General features: G+C 70.1%; 12 protein-coding genes. 4 read left to right on the forward strand and 8 right to left on the reverse strand.

Annotated features, from left to right (window positions below; all coding sequences use genetic code 11):
• Window positions 1-87: 87 nt before the first annotated feature.
• The 8 genes from RGE_RS02160 to RGE_RS02200 form a co-directional block, all read right to left on the reverse strand.
• Window positions 88-1,038 carry a glycosyltransferase family 2 protein gene (locus tag RGE_RS02160; protein ID WP_014426660.1) on the reverse strand — a complete coding sequence of 317 codons (951 nt, stop codon included), beginning with the start codon at window positions 1,036-1,038 and terminating at the stop codon, window positions 88-90.
• Complete coding sequence (locus tag RGE_RS22985; RefSeq protein WP_052310954.1) at window positions 1,035-1,967, reverse strand: class I SAM-dependent methyltransferase; 933 nt, start codon at window positions 1,965-1,967, stop codon at window positions 1,035-1,037. Before RGE_RS22985 ends, RGE_RS02160 begins: the two co-directional genes overlap by 4 nt.
• Complete coding sequence (locus tag RGE_RS02170; protein ID WP_014426662.1) at window positions 1,964-3,421, reverse strand: lipopolysaccharide biosynthesis protein; 1,458 nt, start codon at window positions 3,419-3,421, stop codon at window positions 1,964-1,966. The genes RGE_RS22985 and RGE_RS02170 overlap by 4 nt, the downstream gene beginning before the upstream one ends.
• An 81-nt stretch (window positions 3,422-3,502) precedes the next feature.
• The gene (locus RGE_RS02175; protein WP_014426663.1) at window positions 3,503-4,402 is read right to left on the reverse strand and encodes a DUF6492 family protein; all 900 of its coding nucleotides are present in this window, start codon (window positions 4,400-4,402) and stop codon (window positions 3,503-3,505) included.
• Between the two features lie 37 nt (window positions 4,403-4,439).
• Complete coding sequence (locus RGE_RS02180; protein WP_043783725.1) at window positions 4,440-6,461, reverse strand: acyltransferase family protein; 2,022 nt, start codon at window positions 6,459-6,461, stop codon at window positions 4,440-4,442.
• A 62-nt stretch (window positions 6,462-6,523) separates the two neighbouring features.
• Entirely contained in the window at window positions 6,524-7,432 is a 909-nt protein-coding gene (locus RGE_RS23530; RefSeq protein ID WP_014426665.1) for an FkbM family methyltransferase, read from the reverse strand.
• A 287-nt stretch (window positions 7,433-7,719) separates the two neighbouring features.
• Window positions 7,720-9,435: an asparagine synthetase B family protein gene (locus RGE_RS02195; RefSeq protein ID WP_014426666.1), complete on the reverse strand. Its 1,716-nt coding sequence runs from the start codon at window positions 9,433-9,435 to the stop codon at window positions 7,720-7,722.
• Window positions 9,432-10,637, reverse strand: coding sequence for a right-handed parallel beta-helix repeat-containing protein (locus tag RGE_RS02200; RefSeq protein WP_014426667.1), 1,206 nt, complete (start codon window positions 10,635-10,637; stop codon window positions 9,432-9,434). Before RGE_RS02200 ends, RGE_RS02195 begins: the two co-directional genes overlap by 4 nt.
• Window positions 10,638-10,812: 175 nt before the next feature.
• Here RGE_RS02200 and RGE_RS02205 point away from each other — a divergent pair, with 175 nt between their 5' ends.
• The 4 genes from RGE_RS02205 to secD all read left to right on the forward strand — a co-directional run bounded on the left by RGE_RS02205 (window position 10,813) and on the right by secD (window position 16,803).
• Window positions 10,813-11,250 carry a hypothetical protein gene (locus RGE_RS02205; RefSeq protein WP_014426668.1) on the forward strand — a complete coding sequence of 146 codons (438 nt, stop codon included), beginning with the start codon at window positions 10,813-10,815 and terminating at the stop codon, window positions 11,248-11,250.
• A gap of 61 nt (window positions 11,251-11,311) precedes the next feature.
• Window positions 11,312-14,470, forward strand: coding sequence for a VanZ family protein (locus RGE_RS02210; RefSeq protein ID WP_014426669.1), 3,159 nt, complete (start codon window positions 11,312-11,314; stop codon window positions 14,468-14,470).
• A gap of 51 nt (window positions 14,471-14,521) precedes the next feature.
• Window positions 14,522-14,845, forward strand: a complete 324-nt coding sequence (yajC, locus tag RGE_RS02215; protein ID WP_014426670.1) for a preprotein translocase subunit YajC — start codon at window positions 14,522-14,524, stop codon at window positions 14,843-14,845.
• A 50-nt stretch (window positions 14,846-14,895) separates the two neighbouring features.
• Window positions 14,896-16,803: a protein translocase subunit SecD gene (secD, locus tag RGE_RS02220; RefSeq protein ID WP_014426671.1), complete on the forward strand. Its 1,908-nt coding sequence runs from the start codon at window positions 14,896-14,898 to the stop codon at window positions 16,801-16,803.
• Window positions 16,804-16,811: the final 8 nt, after the last annotated feature.

The following is a 16,811-nucleotide window of genomic DNA, read 5'->3' on the forward strand; positions in this document are numbered from 1 at the left end:
TTTGTCTCCGGAGTGAGGGGCGATGGGAGCGGCAGCTTGCTCCAACGCCTGGAGAGCCGCAAGCCGCGCAAGCTCGGGGCGAGCCGCTCAGGCGGGTGGCGACGGGTAGCTGTCGCGGATCTTGATCAGGCCGGCGTGCCATTGGACAGGCAGCCAGGCCGCCAGCATGTAACGCCAGTCTCGAGGCCCTCCGTAACCCTCGCGCATCACGGCGCGGAACAAGGTGCGTGCGGCAGGCAGATCCCGGCGCCAATAGGCTTCGTAGGCGCGCTGCAGCAGGATGCCGAGGGTCAGTTCGCGTACCCGCCTGTGGCCCAGGCGCCTGGACACCTCGGGGTGGGCCGCAAGGAACCGCCGCTGTACGAGCAGGTGGTTCGTGGCCAGACGCACCTTGTCGCCGGTGATCTGCCCCGTGCCGTGGTGATGGTAGTAGGCCAGCACCCGCGGCACGCGAACCAGCGTGGCATCGAGCGCCATCCGTAGCCATAGGTCGTAGTCCATGCAGGACTTCAGCGTGGCGTCGAATCCGTCGACCGCCAGCACCGCCTGCCGCCGCACCAGCGCGCCGTGGATGGGCCAGGGGCAACTGCGCAACAGCGCGGCGGACTTGTCTCCGGCTTCGTAGTCCGGCGGGATGTACGGGGCGTCACGGCCGGCGCCCAGGCCCTTGTTCTGCCAGCCGCAGTAGGCGATCGCGTCCGGTGCCGTTCCGTCGAGTGCCGCGACCATCGTCGCGAGGAACTCCGGGCACCAGGTGTCGTCGCTGTCGAGGAACGCGAGCAGCGGCGCCTGCGCCGCCGCCAGGCCTGCGTTCCGCGCTGCGCCCGGCCCTTTGTTTTCCTGATGCAGCAGCCGGATGCGCGGATCTCCGGAGGCCAGTTCCGCGGCGATCGCTCGCGATTCGTCCGTCGATCCGTCGTCGACGATCAGCAGCTCCCACGCGGTGAAGGTCTGCACCTGCACGCTGCGCACGCTGTTCGCGAGGTGGCGCGCGGCATTGAAGCACGGCATCACGACCGAGACGGCGGGCGAGCTCATGTCGCAGCGGCCTCGCCAGAAGGCCGTCGACGAAGGATGCACAGCCCGTCGACGGTCTGCATGTCTTCGACCTGCCAGTCGGGGGCTGCGCTTCGCCAGCGCCTCACCATCTCCCGTTCCTCGGGCCGTCGCGCGTCGTCGACGACGACGACGACGCTCGCGGACAACCGGCTTTCCAGAGCCGGCACCGCCGGCCAGCGCGCCGGTTCCCTGTCTTCCGGCGGTTGCGGAGGGCCATCCACCAGAAGCAGGTCGATAGCGCCCAAGGTGTCCAGAGCCGATGCGGGAATGTCGTACCAGAGGCGCCGCGTGCCTTGCAGGTCGATCGGCGCGAGCGGTGCGCAGACGACCGTGACCTGCCGTTCCAGCCCGAGCAGCGCCACCTGGCGGCGTGTCCGTTCGGCCCACACCGGATCGTGGTCGATCGACAGCAGGCGGCCCTCGCCGCCTTGTCGTTGCAACGCCTGGCCGATCAGCAGGGTCGAGACGCCCGATCCCAGTTCAAGGACGGCGCGCGGCCGCTGCAGCAGCACCTCCCGGACCAGGAGCGCTGCGGCGTCGCCGGTCAGCGCCCATCCCCCGCCCATCGGAAGCGGGAGCTCGGCGGTGTAGGGCTGCAGCCGCACCAGTCCATGGATGTCGCCGATGTCCCGCCTCAGGCCCTCGACGCGGTCGCGAAGCGTGTGGCTGCGGTTGTCCACCATCGAGGCGAGCGACATGCCCACACCGCGGATGACCGCTGCAAGAACGCCACACACGGTCGCCACCGGCCAAATCGCCGACCTCGGGCACCAGCCCGCAACGGCACCCAGGCCACAGATCACGGCGCCGGTGGCCGCGGCCGCCAAGGCGGTCTTCAAGAGTTTTGCTGGGGAGTCGATCATCCGGAAACGAGCGATGCATTGCTGGAGCGTCGCCGGCTGCGTCATGCACGCCGTCGAAACGCTTCACGTATCCGCGCGCCCTCCCCGTGCAGACCGCGAAACGGTATGAATAACAGCGCGCAAGCATAGACGAGCCCGCCGGTCGTTCCGACGATCAGCAGGTGCAACAGATCGTGAGCGAGCCAGCCGGAGGGCAAGCCGTACTCGAGTGCCGCCAAGGTTGCCGCGAGCATCGTGTTGAGGGCTGCTGCCGGAACCAGCGCCAGGCCGATGTCCCGCCAGCTCGCACCCAGGGCCTCCAGCGCCAGACGCGTCATCAAGGCGCAGCTGATCGTGGATGCGAGCACCATGGCCCAGGCCACGCCTTCGAGCCCCCAGCGAAGCGACAGCGCCACCAGGGTGGCGGTCACGGCGAGGTTCACGAGCTGGATCGGCAGTTCCCGGTCCAGGCGGTTGAGGGCCGCGGCGACGGCACCGGACAGGTTCGCGAGCAGCCAGAACGGCCACGCGGCGGCCATCACCGACAACGGACGTGCGGCGGCGGTCCAGTGGTCGCCGTAGACCCCTCTGACCAGGGGTTCGGCCAGCCAGAGCAGGCCGACATAAAAGGGCGTGCCGTAGACGGCCACCAGGGCGACGCTTCGCAGGTAGAGGTAGCGGCATCTGTCGGAGTTGCTCTGTTCCGCGGCCATCGCCCGAAACAGCACCTGGTACACCGACCCGGAGACGAAGGAGAACGGCATCCTGGCCAGGCTCTCCGACTTGTTGAACAGGCCGACGGCGGCCGGGCCCAGCGAGGTCGACAGGATGAAGACGTTGACGCGCGCCTTGGCGTAGTCGACGAGATCGTTGGCGGTGACGAGAAAGCCGTAGCGGGCCAACTCGCCGGCGCGGCCGACGTCGCGTGACAAGCCCGGCCGCCAGCCGGTGAGCCGCGTCAGGATGGCCGATTGCAGCGCGGCGCCCAGCAGGCCGCTCCAGACCAGGCTCCAGACGCCGCAGCCCAGTGCCGCCATGCCGATGCTGACGGCGCTGGAGAACACGAGGCTGGCGATCGTGACACCGGCCTGGGCCTTGAACCGCATGGCTCGCGTCAGCAGGCTGTTGGGCAGGTTGAGGAAGGGTCTCAGCAGGAAGCTCAGCGCCGATACGCGCAGGAGATCCTCGTACAGCGGCGTCTGGTACCAACGGGCCAGCAACGGCGCCAGCGCGAAGAAGACGAGGTAGATCAGCAGTCCGATGGCCAGCTGCAGCGTGAAGACGATGTCGTAGTCGGCCTTGTCCGCCGTCTTGGCCCGTACCAGCGCCTGCCCCATGCCGCCGCCGGCCACGAAGCCCGCGAGGCCGGTGAAGACCTGGATCGTCAGCAGCATGCCGAAGGCTTCGGGCGCCAGCAGGCGGGCCAAGACGATGCCGAAGGCAAAGGCCAGGACCTGCTCGCCCGTTCGCCCGGCGAACAGCCAGGCGGCGCTGCGCCGCAAGGTCTCAACGCTCGACATCGGCGCTCCGTACTGGCCCGAGGAGGGCCATGACGCCGGTGGCGCCGACGACGCACACGGTCCCTGCGCAGCCGCGGGCTGCTACGGCCGCTGAAGCAGTTCCTCGACCGCCCGGTGATAGGTGCGGGTCGGAATGCCGAGATTCGACTGAGCGACGACGCAGATCCTTTCCGGGTTGCGCTCCAACGCGCTTCGAGGATCGCGGAAGAAGTCTGTGAAAGAAGTCTGGTCCCATAGAATCAAATTGAACGGCTGATCTCTTCGCATCAGCTCGGGTGGCGCTAGAACCTCTTCCACGAAAATCCCGTAGAGCGAATACTCTGAAAAGGTCTCGGTGCCTCTGAGCACTTCCTGCCAGGGTTGGCCGTGAACGCTCTCGATATGCTTCAGAAGCGCGGCGACCCAGTCGGGATACATGATCGCCGGATAAGCCATGTAATGGTGCTCGGTGCCGCCCGGGGGCAGGCCAAGAAGGCGTCGAGCGCCCGCAATGTGTTCCCGGTGCTTGCCGCTCTCGCTGTCCGGCTCCTCGCGTACCAGGACTCGGCGGCCAAGCGGGGCGATGTCGTCGAGACCGAACGGCCGCACGAAGAACAGATCCGAGTCGACGACGATCATCGGCGCCGAGGGCTCGCATAGCGCCGCCGCACCCAGCTTGGCGATCTGCTGGATGATCCAGCCCGGTCGACCCGCCCAGCGCGAGAGCCGCCAGGCCTGATTCGGTGCGATTCCGGTGATCAGGCGATAGGCGGCATGAGGGAAGTAGCGGCTATCGACCAGCGACTGCTGAGCAATCAGTTCGCAGTCGTCCGTACCCATTGCCGACCGGAAAGCGCGCATGTCGGCCTCGGGCACGGCGACGATGTGCCGACAGGGCGACGCGAGAAAACGCCGCAGGGTGCGCCGCATCAGCAGCAGGCGTTCGAGGTCGCCGAGGTAAGAGGGCGTGAAAAGCGTCGGGCGAGGCGTGTTGTGCGTCACGGTTGTCGTCCTTCGAAGGAACGCTGTGCTTCGAATGTCATCGGACGACCTCGGCACCTGACCCGGAGGTCCTGGCCGCGAAGACCTTCGGCACGATGACCTTCGAGCCTTCGACATTGAGGTGGTCGCCGTCGGCGTAGTAGGTCGTGCGCCCGTCGGGTGCTGTCGTCCGGCATTCGTCCTGCGTGCAGAGCGCGGAATCAAAATGCAGAACCACGGCCCCGGCCTCCCGTTCCAGGCGTGCCAGCGACTCGTTGATCGTGCCTTGCCTGGCCATGCGCTCTGCGTGGCCGATGCTGCAGGTCGTGCGGCCGAGCACGATCTGTCCGAGCTGCTGCTTGAGGAAACAGTCTGCGGCATTGAAGCCGCCCGAGGGCGGCGGCGCGACGACGATGACCTCGCGCCCCGTCGCCTTGATGGCCGCGATCGTCGCGATGAAACGCTGGAGTACCTCTTGGCGCTCCGTGGTGATGCTGCCGTGCTCACCGTCGAATATTCGAAGAGAACCCGCCGTGAGATATCCCTGGAAAGGCGAGGCGAGAATGACGTGGCGCACGCTGGGTGTCGACAGTATCATTTCGAGGGCCGCCTTGTTGAAATTCAGGCAGTCCCGCGCCCAGCTGGCATCGTGTTCGGAGTCCAGCGACGCGACGCCCGGAATAGGGGCGCAAGCGGCTTTCGTCAGCTGCAGCATCGAGTTGCCGACCTCGCGCATCTGCAGCAATCCGGGAACGAGGTGCATCGCGAAACTGTCGCCCCAGACCACGTACTCCGGATTCGGCGCCGTGCGGCAACTGGAGGCGTCGCGCACACCGGCCTCGCGCGCGCAGGCCACGCTGATCCCCTTTGCCGCCGGCGGCACGATATCGGCTGCCTTGTCGCCCCAGCGCATTTCCTGCATCACATAGGGAAGTGCCATCACGGTGAGCGAGCACGCCAGCAGTGCCGCGACGCTGTGGCCGAGCCGGCCGCCGCGGTGGAACCTGAAGCGCTGCTCCACGTGACGCCATTGGAGGTACGCGAGAGCCACTGCAATGGCCAACAGGCTGAAGCGCACCAGCGCCGGCGGTTCGCCCAGATAGGCCGCGGTCGCCAACGCGAACAGGGGCCAGTGCACGAGGTACAGCGAATACGACCAGTCACCTATCCGGGCGACGAGCGAGCTGCCGGGATTGCGCGGCAGCCATTCCCCGCGGCCGGCCAGCAGCAGCACCATGCCGGCGGTCACGAGTATCGCGTCCCAGCGCGGGTGGATCTCGTCGATCGGATGCACCAGCAGCACCAGGACGCCCAGAAGGGCCAGCCATTGCACCGGGCGCGGCGGCGTGCGCAGCCGATCGACCTGGGTGACCGCCAGCAGCGATCCGGCCAGCAGTTCCCAGGCCCGGGTCGGCAACATGTAGAAGGCCAGCTGTCTCGAGTCGAGATCGGGAAGCCGCCAATAGGTGTGTGCCTTGTCCACGGCAACGATGCAGAGCGCCAGGCTGAGCACGGCGGTGCCGCCCAGCAGTACCAGACGCCGGCGCCTGGGCACGGCCCAAAGCAGCAGCGGCAGGAGAAAGTAGTACTGCTCCTCGAGCGAGAGCGACCATGCATGCAGCAGCGGCTTCATCTCGGCCGCGGGTTCGAAGTACCCGGTCTGCGCCGGCAGCACGAAGTTCGCGGTGAAGGTTGCCGTGCCCAGCGCTTGTGCCGCGAAGTCGGAGAACTGTCGTGGCGTCAGGATCCAGACCGCCAGAACGCTCGTCCACAGCAGCATGAAGCAGGCGGCGGGGAGCAGGCGCTTTGCCCGGCGGAAGTAGAAGCCGACGAAGGAAAATCGGTTCTGATCGAGATCGCGAAGAATGTTTCGAGTGATCAGGAATCCTGAGATGACGAAAAAGACGTCGACCCCGAGATAACCGCCCGACAAGCCGAATAGACGCGCGTGGTATGTCGCGACCGACAGTACGGCGAGACCCCGCAGGAACTGAATGTCGTCGCGTACATCGTGACGTGCTACGGCCTCCTGCGGCGACGGCGCGCTCAACGCCATCGCTGCGGCCACGGTCGCGGTCATTCTTGTCGCCCCATCAGGTTCTGTCGTGCCGGGTATATATAAGGCGAACAGTCGCCTCGGTGTCACCACCTGACGTTCTGGACCAAGCCCTCACTGAATCCCACCATCGCTGCATCGGGCGGCACCATGAGTACATCGCACTGGGATTCGTCTCGCTCTTCATAGGGTATGACGGGATTCTCGACGCGCAGCACCCGGTAGCCACGGGCCGTAAAGAAAGCGACCAGATCCGACTTGTTGGAGCCGAGGCTGCGCAGGAAGGAATCGGTGACCTCGATCAGCAGGTAAGGCTTGTCGCGCTGAAGCAGGCGCTCCATGCCGCGTGCCACGAGCATTTCAGCGCCTTCGACGTCGATCTTGATCAGTCGTATGAGCGGGAGGGAGTCCAGTAGATCGTCGATGGCCACGGCGGGTACCGTGACGCTGTGCGTCTCCTTTTCACCAAGAGGGCGTATCGACGTGGTCCCGGAGTGGTTCTGCGGACCGAGATGAAGCAACAGCTCACCGGCCTTGTCGGCGACGGCTGCGTGGTAGGCGACGACGTTCTGGTGCAGATTGCGTCTTGCCAAGGTTTGCAGCCGCTGATAAGTCGGAGGGGCGGCTTCGAACGAGAACACACGACCACCGTGTCCGACGGTGAGGGCAGCGACCGCCGAAAAGTACCCGACGTTGGCGCCGATATCGATGGCGTTGTCGCCGGGTCGAAGAATTTGAAGCGCCAGATTGATCAGCGGCTCACGTGGGTTCAAGCCGTTGATCAAGGTCTTCAGGCCGTCGAAACGTTCCTTGGGGTCGAGCTGGAGGAACGTCGCCTGTCCGACCTGCGCTTCTAGCGGGGACAGAGCGCTGAGCTGTCCGGAGTGTCGCGAAAGAAAGCGGCAGATCCGCCAGCGACCTGGGTAATGCTGGTGGATCCTGTTAAACCGACAGAGTCCGAGAAGTGCCGCTTGCCAATGCGCCGCAGTCCTCATCGACGTCTCCCCTCCATCTGCCCACGAGTCGACCATCGGGTGCGCAGGTCGCGGCGCGCGTGCCAAGGACAGGGCCGGCCGCGAGTGCCGCCCGCATGCGACTACATCGTTGACGTGATCGTCCGTGCCATCGGGCGTGCCCAGCCGACGGCGCTGATTGAACGCGTGGCGGATCGTTTCCCGATCACGGTGCCACCCCCGTCGGATCACGCGGCGAGCATACCCCGCAGGTTCTGGGCCACGCCCCCCAGGCCGAGGGGCGGGTCGACGACTCGGGGATGGAGTGATCAGGTCCGGGCCTGCGCCTGGTAGCCCTGCATCCACTGCTCCATCATCATCAGAATCCACACCATCTCGCCGTAGTAGCCCGGGTGCGCGGGCAGCTTGTCGGCGAGCAGGGTCTCGATGAACTCGCGGCGCACGATGCCGCGGCCGGCCAGCGAGTGCAGCGTGTCGGCCGCGAAGTCGCGCAGCCCCGGGTGGCGCGTGGCCCAGACGCCGAAGGGCAGGCCGAAGCCCTGCTTCTTCTTCGTGATGATCTCGTCGGGCAGGAAGCCGCGCAGCGCCTCCTTGAAGAACCAGCGCAGCTTCAGCCCCTTGAGCTTGTACTCGGTGGGCAGCGCCAGCGAGAAGTCGACGACGCCGCGCTCCAGGAACGGGAAGGCGACCGCGACGCCGGCCAGCGAGGTCGCGCCGCAGACCTTGGGCAGGTCGCTCTCGGCCAGCGTGTAGCGCCAGTCGTAGGCCAGCATGCGGTTGAGCGCGCTGGTGTTGCCGGTCTCCTGCCAGACCGCGCGCTGCTGGCGCAGCGGGTCCTCGGCGTCGACGCGGGCCAGGAACTCGGGCGTGAAGACGTCGGCGGTGCCCAGGCGCAGCAGCAGGTTGTACATCTGCATGCGGTCGGGCAGCGGCACCTTGGCCTGCTCGACGTAGCTGCGGCCCTTGCGCGCCAGCGGCAGGGCACCGATCGGCGTGCCTTCCAGCAGCGGCTGCAGCAGGCCGCGGCGCAGCACGCCCGGCACGGCGTCGTACCAGCCGAAGATGCGCTGCTTGGCGTAGCGCGCGTTGCCGCCGTAGAGCTCGTCGCCGCCGTCGCCGGCCAGCAGCCGCGTGATGCCGTCCTCGCGCGCCATCTTCGCGCAGTAGTAGGCCGGCAGCGCCGAGGAGTTGCCGAAGGGCTGGTCGAAGTGGCGCGCGACCTCTGGGATGCTGCGCACCAGGTCGTCCGGCGTCACGTAGTACTCGTGGTGCTCGGTGCCGAAACGCTTGGCGGCGATGCGCGCGAAGGCCATCTCGTCGTAGCCCTCGGCCTCGAAGCCGATCGAGTAGGTCGCGGCGCGGCCGGCGACGTCCTTGATCATGCCGGCCACCGTCGAGCTGTCGGTGCCGCCCGAGAGGAAGCAGCCGGGTTTGCTGCCGTCGAGCTCGCTGGCCACCGCCTCGCGCAGCCGGCCGCGGAAGCTGCGCGCCAGGGCCTCGAAGTCCGGCCGCGCCGGCTCCTCGAAACGCGGCTCCCAGTAGCGGCGGATCTCCAGCGTCTGGCCGTCGTACCAGGCGCAGTGCCCGGGCGGCAGGCGGAACACGCCGTCGAAGGCGGTGCGCGGCGACGGGATCGAGTGGAAGTAGAGGTAGTCGTAGAGCGCCTGCGCCGAGATCGGCGCCGCCGGTTCGACGGCGGCCAGCGCGTCGGCGCGTTCGGCGAACAGCAGCCGCCCGCCGACGAGGCGCCAGCACAGCGTGCGCACCGCGAAGCGGTCGACGGCGAGGAAGACGCGGCCGCGTGCGTCGGCCAGGCCGACGGCGAAGCTGCCGTCGACCGCGGCGGCGGCACGCACCGCGCCGTCCAGGTCGTCGATCGTCGCCGCGGCGCGGTGCCAGGCGGCGGCGTCGCCGTCGCGGCGGGCCAGCTCGACGAGCTGCGGGTCGCTGAAGCGGGGCTCGCCGACGGCGAGTTCGTGGTCGGGCGCGCGCCGCGTGAGCGGCAGCGTGGTCGTCGTGATCATGCGTGGGCGATCTGCTGCAGGGCGCCGGGCCGGCGGGCCGCGCCGGCGAGCGGCGCCAGGCCGCGGGGGTGTCGGTATTCGAAGGTCGGCGCCAGGTCGGCGCCGCGGAAGCGCCCGCAGTCGACGGCGTCGGCGGGCACGGCGCGCGCGTCGGCGGGGTGGTAGTCGTACTCGGCGGCGTCGGCGAAGGCGCTGCGCGCGACACGCGGGTTGTGGCGGTACTCGCCGGGGCCGGCGGCTTCCAGCGCCTGGGCCTCGCCGCACAGCAGGTTGTTGACGGCGCGCAGCTCGACCTCGGCACCGGGCGCCACGCGCAGGAAGCGGCTGTCGCCGCCGCGTTCGTCTACCAGCGTGTTGTGCACCAGCATCAGCGCCTGCGGGCCGGGACGGTAACCCTCGGCGCCGAAGGACACGACGATCGGGTTGTCGGTGCCCGGCGACTGCTGGATCAGATTGCCGACGACGACGGCGACGCCGCCGTTGGGGAACTCCAGTTCGTAGCTGGAGCGGCCGCCGCGTTCGTCGGTCAGGCGGTTGTTCAGCACTAGGCTGCTGGCGGCGCGGCTCTTCAGCAGATGGCCGACCGTGCCGTGGTGCAGCCAGCAGCCGCGCGCGATCAGCGTGCGGATGGTGCCGGCGTAGAGCTGGTGGTTGTGGCCGTCGGGGCGCAGGTTGTGCGCGAACTCGCAGCGTTCGACGACGAGTTCGGCCTCGGGGTCGTTGCTCGTCAGCAGCCCCATCTCGTTGGCGAAGAAGCCGCAGTCGCGTGCGACGAGCCGGCCGCGCTCGAAGCGGATGCCGGCACCGTTGCGGCTGTCGACGCGGCAGCCCTCGAAGTCGAAGCCCTGGACCTCGAACTCGCCGCCGCGCAGCACCCAGATCGCCTTGTCCTCGGCGGCCTGGCCGGCGGCGACGAGGCGCACGCGGCCGCCCACGGCGCGCAGCGTCAGCCGGCGCTGGCTGAAGACGGCGACGTCGCCGCGGTACTCGCCGGCGTCCACTTCGACGACGTCGCCGTCGCGGGCGGCGCGTGCGGCGTCGGCGATGCGTTCGAAGCGCCGGCCCGGGCCGACCTGCAGCGGCGCGGCGGCGCCGGCCGCGTGCGGCAGCAGCGCGCCGGCCGCGAGCGCCGCCAGGGCGCGGCGGCGGTCGGGCCGCGGCGGGCGCGGATGGGGGCGACGGAGGAGCTGGGCCGGGCACATGGGCGGGACGCCGCGGCCGGGGCACCGGCTCGGGGCGCGGGGCAGTGTAGCGAGGCGCCCGCGTGCGTTCTTCACGAACGGCCTCCGGGGGCTCCCCGTTTTCCGGGGGTGGCGTCGCCTGTCCTGACGACAGCGGCCACCGTAGACTGCGGCAGTTCGAACGAGGGGGCTCCGTATGTCGAAATCGACCCAGTGCATGGTCGCCGTGGCGTTGCTGGGCGTGGCCGCGGCCGCGTCGGCGCAGACCTGTCCCAATGGCGGGGCGCGGCTCAACCGCAACCAGATCGGCAACCAGATCATCGGCAAGACGATGTGCGCCACCAGCGGCAACGATCGCTGGCAGGAGTTCCATCAGGGCTCCGGTGACGCCGTCACGGGTGCGCTGATCGACTACAAGAAGGGCCCGAACGACAAGGTCGATCCGAGCCAGACGGTCGGCTCCTGGAGCTACTCGGGCGCCGGCAACAACACGCTGCTGGTGCACAACTACGGCGGGTCGGCGACCTACTCGTGGGCCGTCTGCGGCAGCAACGGCGGCCCGTACACGCTGGTCTCCACGAGCGGCGTGACGGTCACCAACGTCACCGTCAAGGCCGGCCAGACGGGCTGCTGATCGATTCCCGCGGGCGCCGCCGTCGGCTGCGCACCTGCTCTTGTGGCCCCCGGCGGCCCGAATGTCCGACCGCTCCCGTCTGCTCGCGGCCTGCGCCGCCTACGCCTTCTTCGTCGTCTACGGCAGCCTGGTGCCGCTGGACTTCCAGCCCTTGCCGCTCGGCGAGGCGCTGGCGCGTTTCGCCCACATCCCCTATCTGAACCTGGGCGTCGGCTCGCGCGCCGACTGGGTGGCCAACGGCGTGCTCTACATGCCGCTGGGCGTGCTGGCGGCGCGCAGTGCCCGCGCCCTGGGGCTCGGCGCTGCAGCGCCGGTGCTGGCCCTCGCGGCCGCCGTCGTGCTGGCGGTCGCGGTCGAGTTCCTGCAGATCTTCTTCCCGCCGCGCACGGTGTCGCTGAACGACCTGCTGGCCGAGGGCATCGGCTCGGCGCTGGGCGTCGCCGCGGCGCCGCTGGCCGGCCGCGGGGTGGGGCGGCTGGTCGAAACCTTGCATCGCGGGCCGGCGGTCTGGGGGCCGCGGCTGCTCGAGCTGTACGCGGTGGCCTGGCTGCTGCTGTCGCTGTTCCCCTACGACCTGCTGCTGTCGCCCGGCGAACTGGCGGCCAAGCTGCGCTCCGACCAGTGGGGCTGGCTGCTGGCGCCGGTGGACTCCGGGCCGCTGGCGCTGCTGAAGCTCGTGGTCGAAGCCGCGGTGGCCGCGCCGCTGGGCTGGCTGATCGTGCTGCGGCTTCGTCGCAGCGTCGGCGCGGCGGCGCTCGCCGGCGCCGCGGCCGGTGTCGCCCTCGAACTCGCGCAGCTGCTGCTCGCCTCGGGCGTCAGCCAGGGGGCTTCGGTGCTGGCACGGGCGGCGGGTTTCGCCGTCGGGGCGGCGCTGGCGCCGCGGCTGGCGGCCGGCGGCGTGCCGGTCGTGGCGGCGTTCCTGCGCCGCTTCACGGTGCTGGTGCTGCTGGCCTGGCTGCCGCTGCTGGCGGCGGTCAACGGCTGGTTCAGCGGGCCCTGGCATGGCCTGGCCGGCGCGGCGGCGTCCTGGGAGCAGCTGCGGCTGCTGCCGTTCTACTACCACTACTACACGACCGAGGCGCTGGCGCTGCAGAGCGCCGGCAGCGTCGCGCTGGCCTATCTGCCGCTGGCCGCGCTGGGCTGGGCCTGGGGGCGGCCGGCACGCACGGCGGCCGGCTGGGTGCTGGCCGCGGCGGCGCTGGTCGAGGCGAGCAAGTTCTTCCTCGGTGGCGGCCGCCACCCCGACCCGACCAACCTGCTGATCGCGCCGGCGGCGGCCTGGGTGCTGCACGCGCTGCTGCGGGCGCTGGCCGAAGGGCCGCGTGCGGCGGCCGCGCCGGCCGTCGCGCCGGTCGGCGAGAGCGCGCCGCGGGCCTCGCCGCTGCCCTGGCTGGCGCTGGCGCCGCTGCTCGCGGTGGCGCTGCTGTACCAGCCCTTCGGCGGCCTGCTGCTCGTCGGCCTGGGGGCTGCGGCGGCACTCGTGGCCTGGCGTCCGGTGCTGGCGCTGGCGCTGGTCCCGGCGACGCTGCCGGTGCTGGACCTGGCGCCGTGGACCGGGCGTTTCTTCGTCGACGAGTTCGACCTGCTGCTGCTGGCCTGCGCTGCCGTCGTCGCGGCCCGCGTGCCCAGGCCGGCGGTGGCGGCGCGCGGGCCGCGCCTGCTGGCGCTGGCTTTCGGGCTGCTGGCGCTGTCCTTCGCCGCCTCGACGCTGCGCGCGCTGTGGCCGCCGTCGCTGCCGGCGGCCGGCGACTGGTGGAGCTTCACGAGCCCGGTCAACGCGCTGCGCATCGCCAAGGGCGGTGTCGAGGCCTGGCTGCTCGTCGGCCTGTGGCGGCGGCTCGAGCACGACGGCGCGGCGCGCGCCTCGATGTTCGGTGCCGGCATGGCGGCCGGGCTGGCGCTGACGGTGGTCTGGATCGTCGCCGAACGTTCGGCGTTCGCCGGGCTGCTGGACTTCGCCGCCGACTACCGCGTCACCGGGCCGTTCTCGGCGATGCACCGCGGTGGCGCGTACGTCGAGTGTTATCTGGCGATCGGCTTGGCCTTCGTGCTCGCCCAGACGCTGGGCGCGCGCTCGGCGGCGGCGCGTGCCGGCGGCGTGCTGCTGCTGGCCGCCGCGGGCTACGCGCTGGCGGTGACGTACTCGCGCAACGGCTGGGTGGCCGGCGCCTTGGCGCTGGCGGTGACGGCGGCGCTGCTGCTGTCGCGCCGCGGCGGCGGGCGCGGCCGGGCGCTGCTGGCCGGCCTGGCGCTGTTGCTGACGGCCGCCGCCGCCTTGCCGGTGCTGCTGGGCCCGTACGCCCAGCAGCGCCTGGGCCGCAGCGGCCAGGATCTGGCGACGCGCCAGGCGCACTGGACCGACGCGCTGGAGATCCGCCCGCCGGGCCTGGCCACGGCGCTGTTCGGCGCCGGCCCCGGGCGTTACCCCGACCTGCACTACTGGGGCAGCCGCGAGCCGGTGCACGCCGCGCGCTACGCCTGGCAGCAGGAGGACGGCCGCCCCTTCCTGCGCCTGGCGCCCGGCGCGACGCTGTACGTCGAACAGATCGTCGATGCCGCCGGCGCGCCCGAACTGCTGCTGTCGGCCTCGCTGCGCCGTGCCGCCGGGCCGGTGGAACTGGCGGTGACGCTGTGCCGCAAGGCGATGCTGAGTTCACGCGAGTGCAGCCGGGCGACGCTGCAGCCGGCGCAGGCCTCGGCGCCCGGCGCCTGGGTGTCGGCCAGTGCGCGGCTCGCGGTGCCGCCGGGCACGCTGCCGCTGAAGCTGTCGCTGCTGACGCCGGCCGAAGCGCCCGCGCTCGACGTCGGCGCGCTGTCGCTGCACGACGCCGCCGGTGGCCAGTACCTCGCCAACGGCGGCTTCGAACGCGGGCTGGCGCGCTGGTTCTTCGCCACCGACGTCGACCCGCCGTGGCACGTGCACAGCCTGCCGGTGGCGCTGCTGTTCGATCAGGGCTGGTTCGGCGTCTTCGCCTGGGCGGCGGTGCTGGGGCTGGCGCTCGCGGCGGCGCTGTCGCGGGCGCGCCGGGGCGATGCGCTGGCCGCCGCGGCGACCGGCGCACTGGCCGCCTTCGTCGCCAGCGGGCTGCTGAACACGCTGGTGGACACGCCGCGATTCCTGCTGCTGGCGCTGCTGCTGCCCTGGCTGGCCGGGGCCGCGCCGCTGGACTCCCCGCGGCGCGAGGGCCCGCGCAATCCGCGGCCCGGGGCCGCCCCCTAGAATTGCCGGTTCGCCCGCGTCAGCGGGCTCCAGACATCCTGAAGGATCGCCGTGTTCATTTCCTCCGCCTTCGCCCAGGCTGCCGCACCCGCCGGCGGCGCCGAGTCCTCGCTGTTCAGCATCCTGCCGCTGGTGCTGATGTTCGTGGTGCTGTACTTCATCATGATCCGCCCGCAGATGAAGAAACAGAAGGAACACAAGACGATGGTCGAGGCGCTCGCCAAGGGTGACGAGGTCGTCATCGCCGGCGGCGTCATCGGCCGCGTGGCCAAGCTCAGCGACAGCATCCTGCACGTCGAGGTGGCCGACGGCGTCGAACTGCAGGTGCAGCGCGTCTCGGTGCTGCAGGTCCTGCCCAAGGGCTCGTACAAGTAAATCCCGCGCGCGGCCGCGTCCGGCCGCACGACGCTGTCCCAGGAATCTCCATGAACCGCTACCCCTGGTGGAAGTACGCGATCCTCGCCTTCGCCTTCGTGGTCGGCCTGCTCTACACGGTGCCGAACTTCTACGGCGAGGCGCCCGCGGTGCAGGTGTCCTCGGGCAAGGCCACCGTCAAGATGGACCCGGCGATGGTCCAGCGCGTCGAGCAGATCCTCTCGAGCGCTGGCCTGAAGGCCGACTTCGTCCAGCTCGACGGCACCTCGGTGCGTGCGCGCTTCGACGACACCGACACCCAGATCAAGGCCAAGGACGCGATCGCGCACGCGCTGAACCCGGACGCCAACGACCCGACCTGGATCGTCGCGCTGAACCTGGTGTCGCGTTCGCCGCAGTGGATGGCCAGGATCCACGCGCTGCCGATGTACCTGGGCCTGGACCTGCGCGGCGGCGTGCACTTCCTGATGCAGGTCGACATGAAGGCCGCGCTGACGAAGAAGGCCGAGGCCGTCGCCGGTGACGTGCGCACGCTGCTGCGCGACAAGAACATCCGCCACGCCGGCATCACGCGCGAAGGCAACGCCGTCGAGGTGCGCTTCCGCGAGACGGCGCTGGCCGAGCAGGCGCGCAGCCTGCTCACCGACCAGCTGCCCGACCTACAGTGGACGCCGACGGCCGACGCCGCCACCGGCGACACCAAGCTCGTCGGCACGCTCAAGCCGCAGGCCGCGACGCGCGTGCAGGAGCAGGCGCTCAAGCAGAACATCTCGACGCTGAACAACCGCGTCAACGAGCTCGGCGTCGCCGAGCCGGTGATCCAGCAGCAGGGCATCGACCGCGTCGTCGTGCAACTGCCGGGCGTGCAGGACACGGCCAAGGCCAAGGACATCATCGGCCGCACCGCGACGCTGGAGATCCGCCTGGTCAACGAGACCAACGAGGCGATGGACGCGGTGCGCGGCTCGGGCCCGGTGCCCTTCGGCAGCGAGCGCTTCCTCGAGCGCGGCGGCCAGCCGGTGATCGTCTACCGCAACGTCGTGCTGACCGGCGAGAACCTCACCGACGCCCAGCCCGGCTTCGACGGCCAGACCCACGAGCCGACCGTCAACCTGACGCTGGACGCACGCGGCGCGCGCATCTTCAAGGACGTGACTCGCGAGAACGTCGGCAAGCGCATGGCCATCCTGCTCTTCGAGAAGGGCAAGGGCGAGGTCGTCACCGCGCCGGTGATCCGCAGCGAGATCGGCGGCGGCCGGGTGCAGATCTCGGGCCGCATGACGACCGAGGAGGCGAGCGACCAGGCGCTGCTGCTGCGCGCCGGCTCGCTGGCCGCGCCGATGGAGATCATCGAGGAACGCACGATCGGCCCGAGCCTGGGCGCCGAGAACATCGCCAAGGGCTTCCACAGCGTGCTGTGGGGCTTCGTCGCGATCGCGATCTTCATGTGCCTGTACTACATGCTGTTCGGCGTGTTCTCGACGCTGGCGCTGGCCTTCAACCTGCTGATGCTGATCGCGGTGCTGTCGATGCTGCAGGCGACGCTGTCGCTGCCGGGCATCGCCGCCATCGCGCTGGTGCTGGGCATGGCGATCGACTCGAACGTGCTGATCAACGAGCGCGTGCGCGAGGAGCTGCGCCACGGCGCCACACCGCAGGTGGCGATCAACGCCGGCTACGAACGTGCGTTCGGCACCATCCTGGACTCGAACGTCACGACGCTGATCGCCGGCCTGGCGCTGCTGGCCTTCGGGTCCGGCCCGGTGCGCGGCTTCGCCGTCGTGCACTGCCTGGGCATCCTGACCTCGATGTTCTCGTCGGTGATGTTCTCGCGTGGCCTCGTGAACCTCTGGTACGGCCGCCAGAAGAAGCTCAAGTCGGTGTCGATCGGCCAGGTCTGGCGCCCGGACGGCGGCACTCCCGTGCCCGCCGAAGACAAGCAAAACGCCAAGGCCTGAGGAGGACA

The sequence above is a fragment of the Rubrivivax gelatinosus IL144 genome (genome assembly GCF_000284255.1).
Classification (GTDB): domain Bacteria; phylum Pseudomonadota; class Gammaproteobacteria; order Burkholderiales; family Burkholderiaceae_C; genus Rubrivivax; species Rubrivivax gelatinosus_A.